At 62.5% G+C, this 17,273-nt stretch carries 18 protein-coding genes; 12 read left to right on the top strand and 6 right to left on the bottom strand.

What is annotated here, in order from left to right:
* The first annotated feature begins 135 nt into the window (after positions 1 to 135).
* From QYE47_RS08545 to QYE47_RS08565, 5 genes are all read left to right on the top strand, one after another.
* Positions 136 to 2,574 carry a Lon protease family protein gene (locus QYE47_RS08545; protein WP_004575710.1) on the top strand — a complete coding sequence of 813 codons (2,439 nt, stop codon included), beginning with the start codon at positions 136 to 138 and terminating at the stop codon, positions 2,572 to 2,574.
* Between the two features lie 162 nt (positions 2,575 to 2,736).
* Positions 2,737 to 3,075 carry a hypothetical protein gene (locus QYE47_RS08550; RefSeq protein ID WP_010951936.1) on the top strand — a complete coding sequence of 113 codons (339 nt, stop codon included), beginning with the start codon at positions 2,737 to 2,739 and terminating at the stop codon, positions 3,073 to 3,075.
* A gap of 189 nt (positions 3,076 to 3,264) precedes the next feature.
* Positions 3,265 to 3,753: a TIGR00645 family protein gene (locus tag QYE47_RS08555; protein ID WP_003247486.1), complete on the top strand. Its 489-nt coding sequence runs from the start codon at positions 3,265 to 3,267 to the stop codon at positions 3,751 to 3,753.
* 216 nt (positions 3,754 to 3,969) lie between these two features.
* Positions 3,970 to 4,275: a DUF6482 family protein gene (locus QYE47_RS08560; protein WP_014589631.1), complete on the top strand. Its 306-nt coding sequence runs from the start codon at positions 3,970 to 3,972 to the stop codon at positions 4,273 to 4,275.
* 85 nt (positions 4,276 to 4,360) lie between these two features.
* Positions 4,361 to 4,978: an FKBP-type peptidyl-prolyl cis-trans isomerase gene (locus QYE47_RS08565; RefSeq protein WP_003247482.1), complete on the top strand. Its 618-nt coding sequence runs from the start codon at positions 4,361 to 4,363 to the stop codon at positions 4,976 to 4,978.
* Positions 4,979 to 5,004: 26 nt separating this feature from the next.
* On the opposite strand, the gene QYE47_RS08570 is transcribed toward QYE47_RS08565, so the two are convergent.
* The 3 genes from QYE47_RS08570 to QYE47_RS08580 form a co-directional block, all read right to left on the bottom strand.
* The gene (locus QYE47_RS08570; RefSeq protein WP_010951938.1) at positions 5,005 to 5,250 is read right to left on the bottom strand and encodes a hypothetical protein; all 246 of its coding nucleotides are present in this window, start codon (positions 5,248 to 5,250) and stop codon (positions 5,005 to 5,007) included.
* Positions 5,251 to 5,334: 84 nt separating this feature from the next.
* Positions 5,335 to 5,676 (bottom strand): zinc ribbon domain-containing protein YjdM, encoded by a 342-nt coding sequence (locus QYE47_RS08575; RefSeq protein ID WP_010951939.1) that lies wholly within the window; start codon positions 5,674 to 5,676, stop codon positions 5,335 to 5,337.
* A gap of 160 nt (positions 5,677 to 5,836) precedes the next feature.
* Positions 5,837 to 6,805 (bottom strand): polyprenyl synthetase family protein, encoded by a 969-nt coding sequence (locus tag QYE47_RS08580; RefSeq protein WP_014589632.1) that lies wholly within the window; start codon positions 6,803 to 6,805, stop codon positions 5,837 to 5,839.
* Positions 6,806 to 7,049: 244 nt separating this feature from the next.
* Between QYE47_RS08580 and rplU the strand changes: the two genes are divergently transcribed.
* From rplU to QYE47_RS08605, 5 genes are all read left to right on the top strand, one after another.
* Positions 7,050 to 7,364, top strand: a complete 315-nt coding sequence (gene rplU, locus QYE47_RS08585) for a 50S ribosomal protein L21 (RefSeq protein WP_003247466.1) — start codon at positions 7,050 to 7,052, stop codon at positions 7,362 to 7,364.
* 38 nt (positions 7,365 to 7,402) lie between these two features.
* Positions 7,403 to 7,660, top strand: coding sequence for a 50S ribosomal protein L27 (gene rpmA / locus QYE47_RS08590; RefSeq protein ID WP_003247464.1), 258 nt, complete (start codon positions 7,403 to 7,405; stop codon positions 7,658 to 7,660).
* Between the two features lie 188 nt (positions 7,661 to 7,848).
* The gene (gene cgtA, locus QYE47_RS08595; protein ID WP_003247460.1) at positions 7,849 to 9,075 is read left to right on the top strand and encodes an Obg family GTPase CgtA; all 1,227 of its coding nucleotides are present in this window, start codon (positions 7,849 to 7,851) and stop codon (positions 9,073 to 9,075) included.
* Positions 9,076 to 9,160: 85 nt separating this feature from the next.
* On the top strand, positions 9,161 to 10,279 hold the full coding sequence (gene proB / locus QYE47_RS08600; RefSeq protein ID WP_003247458.1) for a glutamate 5-kinase: 1,119 nt from the start codon (positions 9,161 to 9,163) through the stop codon (positions 10,277 to 10,279).
* Positions 10,276 to 10,737 (top strand): CreA family protein, encoded by a 462-nt coding sequence (locus QYE47_RS08605; RefSeq protein ID WP_010951941.1) that lies wholly within the window; start codon positions 10,276 to 10,278, stop codon positions 10,735 to 10,737. The genes proB and QYE47_RS08605 overlap by 4 nt, the downstream gene beginning before the upstream one ends.
* 227 nt (positions 10,738 to 10,964) lie before the next feature.
* Here the strand turns inward: QYE47_RS08605 and mksF are convergent, their stop codons facing one another.
* Genes mksF through mksB form a run of 3 tightly spaced genes read right to left on the bottom strand, consistent with a single transcriptional unit; the run spans position 10,965 to position 15,779 of the window.
* A complete protein-coding gene (gene mksF / locus QYE47_RS08610) occupies positions 10,965 to 13,796 on the bottom strand; it encodes an Mks condensin complex protein MksF (RefSeq protein WP_014589634.1) in 2,832 nt (943 codons plus the stop codon).
* On the bottom strand, positions 13,793 to 14,500 hold the full coding sequence (gene mksE / locus QYE47_RS08615) for an Mks condensin complex protein MksE (protein ID WP_003247452.1): 708 nt from the start codon (positions 14,498 to 14,500) through the stop codon (positions 13,793 to 13,795). The genes mksF and mksE overlap by 4 nt, the downstream gene beginning before the upstream one ends.
* Positions 14,490 to 15,779: an Mks condensin complex protein MksB gene (gene mksB / locus QYE47_RS08620; protein WP_003247449.1), complete on the bottom strand. Its 1,290-nt coding sequence runs from the start codon at positions 15,777 to 15,779 to the stop codon at positions 14,490 to 14,492. Before mksB ends, mksE begins: the two co-directional genes overlap by 11 nt.
* Before the next feature lie 211 nt (positions 15,780 to 15,990).
* On the opposite strand from mksB, the gene QYE47_RS08625 reads away from it, so the two are divergent.
* On the top strand, positions 15,991 to 16,776 hold the full coding sequence (locus QYE47_RS08625) for a hypothetical protein (protein ID WP_026031859.1): 786 nt from the start codon (positions 15,991 to 15,993) through the stop codon (positions 16,774 to 16,776).
* Positions 16,773 to 17,228: a ribosomal protein S18-alanine N-acetyltransferase gene (rimI, locus tag QYE47_RS08630; protein WP_014589636.1), complete on the top strand. Its 456-nt coding sequence runs from the start codon at positions 16,773 to 16,775 to the stop codon at positions 17,226 to 17,228. The genes QYE47_RS08625 and rimI overlap by 4 nt, the downstream gene beginning before the upstream one ends.
* The last annotated feature ends 45 nt before the right edge of the window (positions 17,229 to 17,273 follow it).

Here is a 17,273-nt window from a genome sequence, read left to right on the forward strand (position 1 = left end):
TGCGTTGTTGATTGCGAAAAATTTGCTGTCACAAGACTGCACCGGCTGCGACATAAAGTCCCGTGGAGCCTTGCAAGGCGCGCGCGGGCAGCGCCAGAATGCTGCGTATCTGCCCCGCCGAAGTAAGGAAACCCAATGCCCGATCCTGTCGCTGCGCGCCTGCGTCTTGCGCCTGAAGCCCTGACCCGGCGTTTCTCCCCCGAGCAGTTTGCTTTTACCCATACCGACGATCTGGAGCCGTTTCGCGGAGTTCTGGGCCAGGAACGTGCTGTCGAGGCCCTGCAGTTTGGCGTGGCCATGCCGCGTCCTGGTTACAATGTGTATGTGATGGGCGAGCCCGGCACCGGGCGCTTCTCGTTCGTCAAGCGCTACCTCAAGGCCGAGGGCAAGCGCCAGCAGACCCCGGCCGACTGGGTCTACGTCAACCACTTCGACGACACCCGTGAACCACGCGCACTGGAGCTGCCGTCCGGAAGCGCCGCCGAGTTCATCAGCGACATGGGCGGATTGATCGACAACCTGCTGTCGACGTTCCCGGCGGTGTTCGAACACCCGTCCTACCAGCAGAAGAAGGGCGCCATCGACCGCGCTTTCAACCAGCGTTATGACCGCGCTCTGGATGTGATCGAGCGCGCATCGCTGGAAAAGGACGTTGCCTTGTACCGCGATGCCAGCAACGTCGCCTTCACGCCGATGGCTGATGGCAAGGCGCTGGATGAAGCTGAGTTTGCCCAATTGCCGGAGGAGGTGCGCGAGCAGTTCCACGAGGACATTGCCCTGCTTGAGGAGCGCCTTAACGAAGAGCTGGCCAGCCTGCCGCAATGGAAGCGCGAATCGAACAACCAGCTGCGCCAGCTCAACGAAGAAACCATCACGCTGGCGCTGCAGCCGTTGTTGGCGCCGCTGTCGGAAAAGTACGCCGAAAATGCGGCCGTGTGCGCCTACCTGCAATCGGTGCAGTTGAACCTGTTGCGGACGTTGGTCGAGCAACTGGTCGATGACAGCAAGTCCGACGCCGTGGCCCGCAAGCTGCTCGAAGAGCAGTACGCGCCCAGCCTGGTCGTGGGCCATCATGCTGACGGTGGCGCGCCGGTGGTGTTCGAGCCGCACCCGACCTACGACAATCTGTTTGGCCGTATCGAATACAGCACCGACCAAGGTGCGCTGTATACCTCCTATCGCCAACTGCGCCCAGGCGCGCTGCACCGTGCCAACGGCGGCTTCCTGATTCTGGAAGCCGAGAAAATGCTGGGCGAGCCGTTCGTATGGGACGCGCTCAAGCGTGCGCTGCAGTCGCGCAAGCTGAAGATGGAGTCGCCGATCGGTGAGCTGGGCCGTGTTGCCACTGTCAGCCTGCAGCCGCAGGTGATTCCGCTGAACGTCAAGCTGGTGATCATCGGCTCGCGTCAGCTGTACTACGCACTACAGGACCACGACCCGGACTTCCAGGAGATGTTCCGCGTGCTTGTGGACTTCGATGAAGACATGCCGATGGTCGACGAGAACCTGGAGCAGTTCGCCCAGCTGTTGCGCACCCGCACCAACGAAGAGGGCATGGCGCCGCTGACCAGTGACGCGGTGGCGCGTCTGGCCACCTACAGTGCTCGTCTGGCTGAAAACCAGTCGCGCCTGTCGGCGCGTATCGGCGACCTGTTCCAGCTGGTCAGCGAGGCTGACTTCATTCGCCAGCTGGCCAGTGACGAAATGACCGACGCAGGCCACATCGAGCGTGCACTCAAGGCCAAGGCCACTCGTACCGGCCGTGTGTCGCAACGGGTGCTGGACGACATGCTCGCCGGCATCATCCTGATCGACACGGAAGGCGCGGCCATTGGCAAGTGCAACGGGTTGACCGTGCTGGAAGTGGGGGACTCGGCGTTCGGCATGCCCGCGCGTATTTCGGCCACCGTCTACCCCGGCGGCAGCGGTATTGTCGATATCGAGCGTGAGGTCAACCTTGGCCAGCCGATCCACTCCAAAGGGGTGATGATCCTCACCGGTTACCTGGGCAGCCGCTATGCCCAGGAGTTCCCGCTGGCGATCTCCGCAAGCATCGCCCTGGAGCAGTCCTACGGCTACGTGGACGGCGACAGCGCCTCGCTGGGCGAAGCCTGCACGCTGATCTCGGCCTTGTCGCGCACGCCGCTCAAGCAGTGCTTCGCCATCACAGGCTCCATCAACCAGTTTGGTGAAGTGCAGGCGGTGGGTGGGGTGAACGAGAAGATCGAGGGCTTCTTCCGCCTCTGCGAGGCGCGTGGCCTGACCGGCGAGCAGGGGGTGATCATTCCGCGTGCCAACGTCGCCACCCTGATGCTTGACGAGCGCGTGTTGCAGGCGGTGGAGAACGGCATGTTCCACGTCTACGCGGTCAGCCAGGCTGATGAGGCGCTGAGCCTGCTGGTGGGCGAGGAGGCCGGGGTACTCGACGACAAGGGGCTGTTTACCGAGGGCAGCGTCAATGCCCGGGTGGTGGAGCGCCTGCGTGAAATTGCCGAGATGATCAGCGAGGAAGACATCGAGAAGGCAGAAAAGGAACGCCTGGAAGAAGTGATTGCCCAGGCCAAACCCGCCTGAGTCAATAAACTGGCGCTAGCGGCGATGTGCTACCGTTCAGCGCCAGTTTTCCATCTTTCTGAGCGGTTCCTCTATGCTGGAACTTAAGGACGGTACAGCGTTCAGGATGGAAACAGCCTGAGGGTTTCGGGCTGAACAAGGCTCCTTGGAGGGGACGCGGCCATGCGCAACCTCAGCCTCACACGCCAGTGCCTGGGCCTGGTGACCCGTATCGAATGCAGCATTCGTCCACTGGCCGGGGATAACGGCATGTGGACCCTGCTGTTCGCCGCCGGCATGGCCGGTGAACAACCCTCCGCGATCAAGGCGCAGGGCCCGTTTCATGGGCCACTGGTGGCCGAATCGGTGCTCAATGCCATCGTCGACAGCCTGACCATGCATGGTTATCAGGTGGCCGATGACCCGCAGATCTGGTGTCTGCATTTGCAGGCGCAGTTGCGGCGGATCAATGGTGAGCGGTGTCGCAACCTGGGGGATTACCAGTTTCATCCTGAGACCTGAAGAATGCCGAGGCCGCTTTGCGGCCCATCGCGACACAAGGCCGCTCCCACAGGTACAGCATCGGCTTGCTGTGGGAGTGTGGCCTTGTGTCGCGATCAGGCTGCGGAGCAGCCCCCGGGCTTTTGCTGTAACAGGTGGCTGGCTATACTCGCCGTCGCTTTTTTAGTCACCTGATGAGTCCTGAACTTCATGGAACGTATCCTCGAAAACGCGATGTATGCCTCGCGCTGGCTGCTCGCACCGATCTACTTCGGCTTGTCCCTCGGCCTGCTGGCCTTGGCGCTGAAATTTTTCCAGGAAGTGGTCCACGTCCTGCCCAATGTCTTTGCGTTGAGCGAAGCTGACCTGATCCTGGTCATCCTGTCACTGATCGACATGTCGCTGGTTGGTGGCCTGCTGGTGATGGTGATGATTTCCGGCTACGAGAACTTCGTCTCGCAACTGGACATCGATGAAAGCAAGGAAAAGCTCAACTGGCTGGGCAAGATGGACTCTTCGTCGCTGAAGATGAAGGTTGCCGCGTCGATCGTGGCGATTTCCTCCATTCACCTGCTGCGGGTGTTCATGGATGCGCAGAACATCTCCACCGATTACCTGATGTGGTACGTGATCATCCACATGACCTTCGTGGTCTCGGCGTTCTGCATGGGCTACCTGGACAAGCTGACCAAGCACTGAGTCCGCCAGGCCTCACTGCAACTCCTGTGGGAGCGGGCATGCCCGCGAACACCGGCAAAGCCGGTGCCAGCCACCGCGTGGCCTGCTTCGCGGGCACGCCCGCTCACACAGAGATCGAGGTTCAACTGACGAGTGGCGTCAGTCATGCCTTGCGCATTCTCCCTTCCTGTACAAAAAATGAGCTCTCATGCGTGGTTCCCATCGCGAGGTGCTCTCATGAACCTGCATCAGCTCAATACCGAGGCCAGGGCTGGCCATGTCGACGAACTGAACCTGATCGCCATCGAAGGCGGTGACTACCTGCTCGAGGCCCGGGTCAAAGGCCATCCTCACCCCCTGTCCGATACCCGCGGTGAACGCTTGCGCGTGCACTCGGTGGAGGATGCGCGCAAGTTGCTGCAAACCATCCCTATGGTCTCGATGAACCTGGTGCACTGGTCGGTGCAGGACGAAATGTGCGGCATGGGTACGCACCCGGAAGAAGACCTGAAGGTGCCGATTTCCCAGCGTTCGGCCTGGTAGCTGCTCGCAGCGCCCCAGTGTGCTAGGCTGCTCGCCCTTTTTATCAAGGGCGCGGCTGCATTGCGCCCTGCAGTGGAGCACGACAATGTCCGAACTCAACCTGTCTACCGACGAAACGCGCGTCAGCTACGGTATCGGCCGTCAGCTGGGCGGCCAGCTGCGCGACAACCCGCCACCAGGCGTTAGCCTGGAAGCCATCCTGGCCGGCCTGACCGACGCCTTCAACGGTGCCGACAGCCGCGTCAGCGAAGCCGACCTGTCGGCCAGCTTCAAGGTCATCCGCGAGGTGATGCAAGCCGAAGCTGCAGCCAAGGCCGAAGCCGCTGCTGCTGCTGGCAAGGAGTTCCTGGTCGAGAACGCCAAGCGTGAAGGCATCACCACGCTGGCTTCGGGCCTGCAGTTCGAAGTGCTGACCGCTGGCGAAGGCGCCAAGCCGACCCGCGAAGACAATGTGCGTACGCACTACCACGGCACCCTGATCGACGGCACCGTGTTCGACAGCTCCTACGAGCGCGGCCAGCCGGCTGAATTCCCGGTAGGCGGCGTGATCGCTGGCTGGACCGAAGCCCTGCAACTGATGAACGCTGGCAGCAAATGGCGCCTGTACGTGCCAAGCGAGCTGGCTTACGGCGCCCAAGGCGTTGGCAGCATCCCGCCGCACAGCGTACTGGTGTTCGACGTCGAGCTGCTCGACGTTCTGTAATGCCCTGGAGGCCGGCCCTGCCGGCCTCAATTCCAGTCTGTCCCCCCAGGGCGCAACGCCCGCGCATAGCAGAACAGAAACAGATTCCGTACCAGTTCCTTGAGCACCCCCGGCTCACTCGAATTCAGCCCGCTCATGTCCAGGTCACCCTGGTCACGCAGTTCGTCGAGGGCTTCTTCTTCAAGCACCGCGCACACTTCGCCGGTTTCCCGATGAAGAATGCGCAAGTAGGGGTGAGGGCGTTCCAGCCAGGCGTCGATCAGATAAGTCATGGCTATTCTCCTTGGATAGCAAGTCCAATGAGAATAATTCTTATTACCAGAATAGCAAGCGCCAATTGCCGGTTTTTTGCCTGATCAGACTTTGCGGACGAACTCGGACTTCAGCTTCATGGCGCCGATGCCGTCGATTTTGCAATCGATGTCGTGGTCGCCATCGCACAGGCGGATGTTCTTGACCTTGGTGCCAACCTTGACCACCAGGGACGAACCCTTGACCTTGAGGTCCTTGATCACGGTGACGGTGTCACCGTCTTGCAGGATGTTGCCGACCGAATCTTTCTTCACCACATCGTCGCTGGCCGCCTCGGCATCGCCGCTGGCCGACCACTCATGGGCGCATTCAGGGCAGATAAGCTGAGTGCCATCCTCATAGGTGTATTCGGAGTTGCATTTTGGGCAGGGTGGCAGAGTGCTCACTTCGGTTCCTCAAACAAACAGACGGGCGGTTAAAAGCCCACATTGTAAAAGGTATTTTTCCGGAAGTGATTATGTCCGGACAAAAAGCACCACGGGCAAGCCCGCTCCCCACAAATGGTGCAGGAGCGGGCTTGCCCGCGAATGAAGACGACTCGGTCTGTCAGTGCGTACGCGCGACCGCAAACTCGCTCAGTTCAACCAGCGCATCCCGGTACTCACTGGCAGGCAGCACTTCGAGGCAGGCGATGGCGCGTTTCACGTAATCGCGCGCCAGCTCGGCGGTGTATTTCAGTGCGCCCGATTCTTCGACCGCAACGCGAATCTGTTCCAGATCCTCCAGGCCACCTTTCTGGATCGCCTGGCGTACCAGCGCCGCCTGCTCGGTAGTGCCTTCGCGCATGGTGTAGATCAGCGGCAGGGTAGGCTTGCCCTCGGCCAGGTCGTCACCGACGTTCTTGCCCAAGGTCTGCGAGTCACCCTTGTAGTCCAGCAGGTCGTCGACAAGCTGGAAGGCCACGCCCAGATGGTCGCCAAAGGTACGCAGGGCTTCGCGCTGCTCGTCGGTGGCCTGGGCCAGCGCCGCAGCACTGTGGGTAGAGGCTTCGAACAGCATCGCCGTCTTGCCGCGAATGACCTCCATGTAGACTTCCTCGGTGGTGCTGGCGTCGCGTACGCGCGACAGTTGCAGCACTTCACCTTCGGCAATCACCCGGGTGGCCTTGGACAGGATCTGCATGACCGGCATCGAGCCCAGTTCGACCATCATTTCGAACGAGCGCGAATAAAGGAAGTCGCCCACCAGTACGCTCGGCGCGTTGCCCCACAGGGCATTGGCGGTAGAGCGGCCACGGCGCATGCCGGACATGTCGACCACGTCGTCGTGCAGCAGGGTGGCGGTGTGCAGGAATTCGATGGTGGCGGCCAGCAGGCGCAGGTCGTCGCCTTCGCGGCCCAGGGCCTTGCCACACAGCAGTACCAGCAGGGGACGCAGGCGCTTGCCACCGGCGGACGTGATATAGTCGCCGATCTTCGATACCAGCGGCACGCGCGAGGTCAGCTGCTTCTTGATGATCTCGTCGACGGCGCTGAAATCATCAGCCACCGCGCGGTAGAAGGTTTGGGGTTGCATCGGCTGCTCCAGTGAGGTTGCGCGGCATGCTAGGTCGCGGGTCCCGGTGTGTCAAGGCGCGGTGCCAGCTGGCCGGGGGCGGTACTTGCAAGCAAAACCGCGGTTGCGTACAATCGCGCACCCTAACTTCCTGGGCAGCACCTGCCTTACGCAATTGCGCCGGGCCGTTCCAGCCCTGTGCAGCCATGCCAGCCAATACTCATCATATAAAGCGCTGGGTGAGCAGGATTATCGGAGAAATACCATGTCTTACGCAGTAATCGTTACCGGCGGCAAGCAGTACAAAGTCGCTGAAGGTGAATTCCTCAAGATCGAAAAACTGGAAGTCGCCACTGGCGAATCCGTGACCTTCGATCGCGTTCTGCTGGTCGCCAACGGTGAAGAAGTCACCATCGGTGCTCCAGTTGTTGCTGGCGCTAAAGTAGTGGCCGAAGTCGTTTCGCAAGGCCGCCACGACAAGGTTCGCATCATCAAGTTCCGTCGTCGTAAGCACCACATGAAGCGTATGGGCCACCGCCAGTGGTTCACCGAGATCAAAATCACCGGCATCCAGGCTTAATCCCCTAGATCCCCTGAATTTATTTGGAGAATTGAACCATGGCTCACAAGAAGGCTGGTGGTAGTACTCGTAACGGTCGCGACTCAGAATCGAAACGCCTTGGCGTGAAGATGTATGGCGGCCAGGTTATCAAGCCAGGCAACATCATCGTCCGTCAGCGCGGTACCGAATTCCACGCTGGCTACGGCGTTGGCATGGGCAAGGACCACACCTTGTTCGCCAAGATCGAAGGCGTGATCAAGTTCGAGAAGAAAGGCGAGTTCATGCGCCGTTACGTGAGCATCGTCGCCGCTTAATCGCGACGTCGCTCCAGAAGCCCCGTCATGCGACGGGGCTTTTTCGTTTGTGGTGAGCCTCTTGCAAAGCTGTTTGTCTGGGTTGCCGGCGTTGGTTTCTACGGTCGTACGGGGCCGCCGCGCTCATTTTTGCAAGAGCCTCATGTTTTTGAGTCATTCAGCTCGTCTGCCGACGAGAGGCGGTTTTAATGAAGTTTGTTGACGAAGTATCCATTCGGGTCAAGGCCGGTGACGGTGGCAACGGTTGCATGAGCTTCCGTCGCGAGAAGTTCATCGAGAACGGCGGCCCTAACGGCGGTGACGGTGGTGACGGCGGCTCGGTGTACATGATTGCCGACGAAAACCTGAACACCCTGGTCGACTACCGCTACACCCGTCACCATGAAGCCCAGCGTGGCTCCAACGGCGGGAGCACCGACTGCACCGGCAAGAAGGGTGAAGACCTGTTCCTGCGTGTGCCGGTCGGCACCACCGTGATCGATGCTTCCACACAGGAAGTGATCGGTGACCTGGTTACCCCCGGCCAGAAGCTGATGGTCGCGCAAGGTGGCTGGCACGGGCTGGGCAACACCCGTTTCAAGTCGAGCACCAACCGTGCGCCGCGCCAGACCACCCCAGGCAAACCGGGTGAGCAGCGTGACCTGAAGATGGAAATGAAGGTGTTGGCCGACGTCGGCCTGCTGGGCTTGCCGAACGCCGGCAAGAGTACCTTCATCCGTTCGGTCTCGGCTGCCAAGCCGAAAGTTGCCGACTACCCGTTCACTACTCTGGTGCCAAACCTGGGTGTGGTCAGCGTTGACCGCTGGAAGAGCTTTGTCATCGCCGACATCCCCGGCCTGATCGAAGGCGCCTCTGAAGGTGCCGGTCTGGGTATCCGCTTCCTCAAGCACCTGGCGCGTACGCGCGTGCTGCTGCACCTGGTGGACATCGCGCCGCTGGACGAAAGCAGCCCGGCCGATGCCGCCGAAGTCATCGTCAACGAGCTGACCCGCTTCAGCCCGTCGCTGGCCGAGCGTGAGCGCTGGCTGGTGCTGAACAAGGCCGATATGGTCATGGACGACGAGCGTGACGAGCGTGTGCAGGAAGTGATCGATCGTCTGGAGTGGGAAGGCCCGGTCTACGTGATCTCGGCTATTTCCAAGCAGGGCACCGACAAGCTCAGCCACGACCTGATGCGCTACCTCGAAGACCGCGCCGACCGCCTGGCCAACGACCCGGCCTACGCCGAAGAGCTGGCCGACCTCGACCAGCGCATCGAAGACGAAGCCCGTGCCCAGCTGCAGGCCCTGGACGACGCCCGTACCCTGCGTCGTACCGGCGTCAAGAGCGTGCATGACATCGGCGACGATGACGGTTGGGACGATGATTTCGAGGACGACGAAGACGGTCCGGAAATCATTTACGTGCGCGACTGATCGGTTGCAGTACACTAAACGCCGCTCTCTGGAGCGGCGTTTTTGTATCCACGGTATCTACAGATTCGACATAGGTTGGAAGAAGATGCGAAGCAAGGTGACGGGCGCCAAGCGCTGGGTCGTTAAGATTGGCAGTGCTCTGCTGACCGCCGATGGCAAGGGCCTCGACCGCGGTGCAATGGCCGTTTGGGTCGAGCAGATGGTCGCGCTGCGTGAGGCAGGCGTGGAGTTGGTACTGGTCTCCTCCGGGGCCGTGGCTGCCGGCATGAGCCAGCTGGGCTGGACCAAGCGACCGAGCGCGATGAACGAGCTGCAGGCGGCTGCCTCGCTCGGCCAGATGCGCCTGGTGCAGGCTTGGGAGTCGAGCTTCGGGGAGCACGGGAAGCACACCGCGCAGATCCTGCTGACCCATGACGACCTGTCCGACCGCAAGCGTTACCTGAATGCCCGCAGCACCCTGCGCACCTTGGTCGATCTGGGCGTGGTGCCGGTGATCAACGAAAACGACACCGTGGTCACCGACGAGATCCGCTTCGGCGACAATGACACCCTGGCGGCGCTGGTGGCCAACCTGGTCGAGGCCGACCTGCTGGTGATCCTCACCGACCGCGATGGTATGTTCGATGCCGACCCGCGCAACAACCCCGAAGCGCAGTTGATCTACGAAGCCCGCGCCGACGACCCTTCACTGGATGCCGTGGCCGGTGGTACCGGTGGTGCCCTGGGTCGTGGCGGCATGCAGACCAAGCTGCGTGCGGCGCGCCTGGCTGCCCGTTCCGGTGCCCACACCATCATTATCGGTGGCCGCATCGAGCGCGTGCTGGACCGCCTGAAGGCGGGCGAGCGCCTGGGCACTTTGCTGTCCCCTGAGCGCGGCATGCTCGCGGCGCGCAAGCAGTGGTTGGCCGGTCACCTGCAAACCCGTGGCACCCTGGTGCTGGATGCTGGTGCCGTGCAAGCGCTGCGTCAGGCCAACAAGAGCTTGCTGCCGGTTGGCGTGAAGACTGTGCAGGGCAGCTTCCGTCGTGGCGAGATGGTGGTGTGCGTCGGCCCGGACGGTGTTGAAGTGGCTCGCGGCCTGGCCAACTACAGCGCCCTGGAGGCGCAGAAGATCATTGGTCAGTCGTCCGAAGCCATCGAGTCGATCCTTGGCTACAGCGCCGAGCCGGAACTTGTACACCGCGACAACCTGGTGCTGGTATGAGCCTGCTGAAGAACGTAATCGCTGTGGCAGCGTGCGTGCTGCCGATGTTGGCCGGCGCCGAAGAGGTCGGCCAGGTGTCCACCGTGTTCAAGTTCGTCGGGCCGAACGACCGCATTGTGGTCGAGGCCTTCGACGACCCTAAGGTAGAGGGCGTGACGTGCTACCTGTCCCGGGCCAAGACTGGCGGGGTGAAGGGGGGCTTGGGGCTGGCCGAGGACCGGGCGGAGGCATCGATTGCCTGTCGTCAGGTCGGGCCGATCAACTTCAAGGGTGAGCTCAAGGATGGCGAGGAAGTGTTCAAGGAACGCACCTCGCTGGTGTTCAAGACCATGCAGGTGGTGCGCTTTCTCGACAAGAAGCGCAATACGCTGGTGTACCTGGTGTACAGCGACCGCATGATCGAAGGCAGCCCGCAGAATGCGGTGACTGCCATTCCGATCCTGCCTTGGGCTCATTGATAGCCCGCTCCTACATACGCATCGGTGGTTGGGCGCAGGTCGTCGTAGGAGCGGGTTCACCCGCGAAAGGGCCGGACCTGCTGGCCAATTTCCACCCGCCGTTCACCGTTGCCGCCGCCACCGTATTCGCGGGTAAACCCGCTCCTACATACGCATCGGTGGTTGGACACAGGCCGCCGTAGGAGCGGGTTTACCCGCGAATGGGCCGCAACGCGGCCCCGGCTATCTCAGGCCAGCTCCTCGGCCTGATCCTCACGCACAACCGCCTTCACTTCATCCAGCCGGCTGATGAACTTCCAGTCCGCCTCGTCGATGTAGATGCCGTTCGGCCCGCTGCCACCTTCCAGGTCGATCGCAACGTGCGCCGATACCTGTGGTTTCACACTCGCCAGGATCGGTACGAAGCCCAGTTGCTGGCTGGTCTCCAGCAGTGCCGCCTGGTTGCGTTCGTCGATGTCTGCCGCTTCGTCCAGGTAGTACGGCAGGCGAATGCGCCCGGCCAGGTCACGGTCCATCAGGTGCAGCAACAGGTACATGTTGGTCAGCGCCTTGATGGTCATGGTGGTGCCGTTGGACGCCGCACCGTCGATGTCGGCGTGGATGATCGGCTGGCCATTGACCTTGGTGATCTCGAACGCCAGCTCGAACAGGTCCTTCAGGCCCAGCTGGTTGTGGTTGGCCGCCACCAGCCGTGCCAGGTACTCCTTGGCCTCTTCGTTCTTGTTGTCCTGATCGGCACTCTGGGTCAGGTCGAAGACCGACAGGGTTTCGCCTTCTTCGTACTGGCCGGCACTGTGGATAATCTGGTCGATGTGCTTGAGCGCTTCCTTGTTCGGCGCCAGTACCACGCGGAAGCTTTCCAGGTTGGACACCTGGCGCTTGTTGATCTCGCGGTTGAACAGGGCCAGCTGGTGCTCGAGGCTGTCGTAGTCGCTGCGGATGTTGCGCAGGGTTCGGGCGATGTCGGTGACCGCAGCGCGGCGTGCCTTGGCCAAGGTCAGGGCTTCGTCGGTACGGTGCGCGTAGGCGTTTACCAGCAGTTGCAGGCGACGTTCCATGTCGTCTTCGCTGTCGAACTTGGCAACGCCTTTGAGGCGCACCTGGGCGTACAGCGCCTCGATCTGGTTGTCCACCCGCTGCAGGCCTTGCCAGCTGTCCTGGTAGTCATTGAGCAGCGGCAGCAGGTTGTCCATCGAGTCGTCGATGGCTTCCATGTAAGGCGTGCCGTAGGGCAGGTCGGCCGGCAGCAGCTGGCGACGGCGCAGGGCGTCTTCCAGGGTGCGCTGCTTGGACTCGAGGTCGCCGAGCTGGCGGCCGACCAGTTGCAACTTGGCTGACAGCTGCTGGACGCGCTCAGTGAAGGCGTCGCTGGAGCGCTTGAGTTCGTCCTGGGCCGCTTCCAGCTGCGAGAGCTGTTCCAGCTTCTCGGGTTCTTCGGCGGCGAGGGTTTGGCTACGGCGGAAGTCTTCCAGCGCCTTCTGCGCGTCCAGCACTTCCTGGTACAGGGTTTCGGTCTGCGCTTTGGACGCGGAGCGGTCGGCGGCCACGGCCTGCTGGGTCTTGAGCTGCTTGAGTTCTTTTTCCAGGCGCTCTTTCTGGTCGCGCAGGGCGGCGCGGTCGGCCAGGGCCTGCAGGGCCGGTGGGTCGATGTGGGTCAGGTCGATGGCCAGGCCTGGGGCCTCGAAGCGCTCGCCCTTGAAGCCGTCGAGCACCGCTTCCAGCGATTTTACCCACAGGTCGCTGTCGTCCAGCTCGATGCCGCGCTCGCCCAGCGGCAGGCTGAACAGCGCGCCGTTGAACAGGCGCATCAGGCGGTCGACGTCCTGCTGCGAGAACTCTTCGCGCAGGCGGGCATAGCTGTTGTTGTCAGCGTGATCCAGCTGCTGCTTGACCTGCTTCAGGCGTTTTTCCAGGTCGCGTACGCGCTCGTCGAGGTCTTCGGCACTGAACTGCCGTGACTGGGCCAGCGCGCCGGCCAGCTCGTCGTGGGCGTCTTTGGCCGCCAGCAGTTGCTGCTCCAGTACCTTGACGTCATCGACCAGCGCAAAGCGGTGCTTGAGCACCGAAAGCTCGCCTAGCCAGCGCTGGATACCGGTAATTTCACGCTCCAGGCGCATCAGCTCCTGGGTGCCGCCACGCTGGTCGTTCTGCAGGCGGTCCTGCTCGCCACGGTAATGCTCGGACTGGATGACCAGCTCTTCCTTGCGCGCCATGGCGTATTCCTGCCAGGTGCCCAGCAGGGTGTCGAGCACAGGCGAAATGCGGTGCAGCTTGCCACGCAGGATGTCGCGCTGGGCCACGCCACCAGCCAGGGCCTCGACCAGCGGGCCGGCAGCGACCAGGGCGTTGTAGTCCTGCTCCATGCGGCGTACGTCGCGGAAGGCTTCCTCGCACGCAGCGATGTAGTCGACGCTGCCCGAGCGCAGGCTGTGCTCGAAGGCGTCGAGGAACAGCTGCTTGAGCTTGGCGGCGGTGATCTCACGCATGTGCAGCAGGTTGATGAACAGCGCGCGGAAGGTTTTCAGGCTTTGCTCGCTGGTGGAGCGCAGCGGGATCATGGTCAGGTCCAGCGGCACCGAAGTGTGTCCGCCCACCAGCAGCCGGCGCAGTTCGTCCGGCTTCAGCTCGTAAGCCTTGATCCCCAGGCGCTCAAGGTTGGTGAACAGCTCTTTCTGACGCAGGCAGGTGTCGTTCTTCTGGTAGTGGGCCAGGTCCAGTTCGCCTTTGTAGGCGAAGAACTGGTGGCCGAAACCGCCACCCGGGCCGCGTCCGACCACACCGATCACGTGCGGGCCGTGGGGCAGGCTCAGTTCGCAAAGAATGTACGACGTGTCGCTGGCGAAGTAGAAGCGGCGCGACTGCTCAAGGCTGTACTTGCCGAAGCTCATGTCCGACATGCGTGCCAGGATCGGGAACTGCAGGGCGTTGATCGACGCCGATTTACCTAGGTTGTTGGCGCCGTATACCGACAGCGGGTGCTCCAGCGGGAACAGGCCAAGGCTGTAGCCGGCGGTGTTGAGCAGTGCGAAGCGGCGGATGCCGTAGCGTTCCTGGCTCATGCGTCAATCTCCTGTTGCTCTTCGCGGATGGCCCGGGCCAAGGCGTCCTCTTCGCTTTCCTCGCCCTGGAAAGGCGTGAGGTCGAGCGGGTCGTCGGTACGGTTGAGTTCTTCGGCGCTTTCTTCCTCGACCAGTACCGGGGTTGGCAGCGGCAGGGCGCTGTGCAGGGTGGCGGCCAGGTCGCGGTCCTGCTGCACCGAGAGGCACACATCGAGGAAGCGGTGCATGGGCGGCAGGAAGCGGTAGATGCCGCCTTCCTCATGGGCGAAGCCGAGCTGGGTCATGCGCCGCAGGATTTTTTCTTCCAGCTCGTCCACGGTCTGCACTTCGGCCTGCAGGAACAGGTCGCGGTACTTGTCCAGCAGCGAGGGCAGTTCGTCGCGACCGATGCTGCCGCCATCGAGCACGGCCATCGGGTCGCGGCCTTGGTCAGCAAGGTGCTCAACCAGGATGAAGGTGAACAGCGACAGGCGCTGCGCGGTCTTGTTGACCTGCGCGGCGGTCATGTCCGGTACGAAGTAGTAGAAACCACGGGTATCGCACACCAGTTCGAAGCCCAAGGCCTTGAACAGGGTGCGGTACTGGTCCTGGAAGTTCGACAGCTGGGCGTACAGCTCAGGGTCGCGCCGGCTGACATGGAAGCCTTTGAACAGCTCGCGGAAGATCGGCGCGAGCTGGGACAGTTCGGAAAGATCAAGATGCATGGGCTGGGCTCGCGTTGGGTTCGGTAGGCGCGCTAGGGGCGTCTTCGCGGCTGGAGGTCAGGGCGAACGAATGCAGGCTGACCAAGTGTTCCTGAGTGGTGTATTCGCGGCGGTCGAGGCGTTCGCGCTTGAAGCGCTTTTCCCGCGACAGGCGCGAGAACCAGTACAACAGCTCGTCGGTGGCGCCTTCGGGCTCCTGCTCCAGCAGCCAGACCATCAAGTCGGGCAGTGGCAGGGCCTGTTCGCAGCGTTCGGCCATTTCCTTGACCGTGCGCGGGGCACGGGGCAGGGCGCCGGACTGGGTCTTGTGGGCTTTGGGGAAGCGCGCCGGTTTGGGCTCGAAGCGGGCCAGTGCGTAAACGTAGGCCTCGACCTGGCTGGCACTGCCAAGGAAGGTGCTTTGCGGGCGGGTGAACATCGGCATGGCCGCCTGCGGTACGGCATCGATGCCCTTGCGCCGGATCACCGACAGGGCCAGTGCGGCGCCGCGGGTCACGGCGTTGTGCCGGCGGGCTTCTTCGCGCAGCGGTAGCAGCAGTTCGCGGGCGTGGCGCAGGGTCAACTGGGCGCTGGTCTGCATTTCCAGAATGCGCGCGTGGGTGCGCAGCAGCATGTCGTCGTCGACCAGGTGGCCCAGGCGCGCTTGTTCGCCCAGCAGTTTCAGCAACACGGTCTCGACCTTGCGTACACCCTGCTCGAAGGCGCCGTCGGCGTTGACCAGCTGAATCATCGGCTCGACGTATTCGTCCCAGGTGGCCAGCACTTCGGCATAACGCTGGCGCAGCGGAATCTGGCGATTGCTGGTCTTGGCCCGTTCGGCCACGGCCACCAGTGCCTGCTCGTCGTTGTCGAGCTTTTTCAGCACATCGCGCACGCGCATGTCGAGCAGGCGCAACTGGCGTGCCAGGTCGTCGCTGTCGCGGTTGTCGAAGGCATCCTGGATGTGCCCGGCCAGGCGCTCCAGGTGGCGCAAGTAGGCTTCGATCTCCAGGCACAGGCCCAGCCGGTGTTCGCGGCGCAGGTAGGCGAGGAAGTCGTGGATCTGTGCGTTGAGCTCGAAACGGTTCGGGCTCTTGGCCACCGGCACCAGGATATCCAGGCGGATCCACACGTCGAGTAGCTGGGTGATGTCCTGCGGGGTGCTTTCGAGCTGCTGGCGGGCCACATGCTGGCGCAGTTCGACCAGGCTCAGGGTGCCCTGGTCGAAACGCTCGCACAGCGGCTCGATCAGGGCCCAGTGTTCGGCTAGGGCGCGCAGGACGCGCTTGGGTTCGATCATTGGCTTCGACTCGTTGCCAAGAAAAAGGGGGCGATTGTACTGCATTCGCGGGGGTGGTTTTTACCCCTTGGTCTGTAATGAGAGATAACCATGGGATGTGCAGGTGCAGGGCGTTGTTCATGTGACGGCGCTCGGTCTGATAGGCGCTGCAAAAAACACGGCGTACACGTTAGAATGCCCAATTGCGTTCACCCCCTCGGATATCCGCCCCTTGCTGACCGAACCCCGTCGCCGCGCCTACCTTTCCGCCATGCAAGTGGTGCACTGGCTGCCGCGCGCCGAGCTGCCGTTCGCCGCACCGTCACGGCCCGAGCTGCTGCTGCCGGTGGCGCCGGTCGAGGACATCGATTTCGAGGTCAGGCCGGCATCGGCAGCCAACGAAACGCCCGTCACCCCCCAGGCCCGCTCCGGCGAGCGGCCAAAAATCGAGATCCCGCGCCCGGGCAGTGTGCCTAAACCCGCCGTCAAGCCCGCCGAGGCACAAGAGCAGCTCGCTGCTCCGCGCCCGGCGCCGGTGCCGCCACCGCGCTTCTCGCTGCAGTTGTTGCGCGCCGGCAGTTGCCTGCTGCTGGTTGAGCTGGCCACCGGTCAGCCGTTCCAGAGCCGCGATCCCTCCTATCTGCTACTCAAGGACATGCTGCGCGCTGCCGGCCTGCCCGACGCCCCGCAGATCATCGGCGAGCCGGTACGCTGGCCACTGCTGGTGCGCGGCAACATGGACCAGGGGCCGGAGGCTGCGCGCGATTTCGTCCAGGGCTTCGTTCAGGCGCGCCTGGAAGACGCACCGTGTACCTGTCTGTGGCTGGTCGGCCTGCCGGCACTGCGTTTTGCCGCCAATGCCGATGCCGACGCCTATTACCAAACCCTGACGCTCGACGGCCTGGGCGACGCCTGGGCATTGCCGGGCCTTGAACTGTTGATGGACGAGCCGCAACGCAAGGCGGACGTCTGGAAAGCCATGCGCCAGCTGATGGCGCGCTGGAAGAGCGTTGAATGAGTGACTCGATCAGCTTCCGCCCGATGACCGAGGCGGATCTGGATGCCGTACTTAAGATCGAATATGCCGCATTCAGTCACCCCTGGACCCGTGGAATCTTTCAGGATGCGCTCAAGTCGTACGAAGTCTGGCTGATGTTCGATGGCCAGCAGCAAGTGGGCCATGGGGTGATCAACGTGATCATCGATGAAGCGCACCTGCTCAACATCACCGTAAAGCCGGAAAACCAAGGCTGCGGCCTGGGATTGCGGCTGCTCCAACACCTGATGGCCCGGGCCTATCAGCTCAATGGCCGCGAATGCTTTCTGGAAGTGCGCGCCAGCAACCAGTCGGCCTATCGTTTATATGAACGTTACGGTTTCAACGAAATTGGCCGCCGCCGCGACTATTATCCGATCGCCGGCGGCCGTGAAGACGCCCTGGTGATGGCCTGTACCCTGTTCGAAGACTGACTATGCAGGGGCGTACCCGGGCGCGCAGGCTTTGTTCTCGGCAGG

Origin of the sequence: Pseudomonas sp. 2,4-D, assembly GCF_030418155.1 — a bacterium.
Taxonomy (GTDB): Bacteria; Pseudomonadota; Gammaproteobacteria; order Pseudomonadales; family Pseudomonadaceae; genus Aquipseudomonas; species Aquipseudomonas alloputida.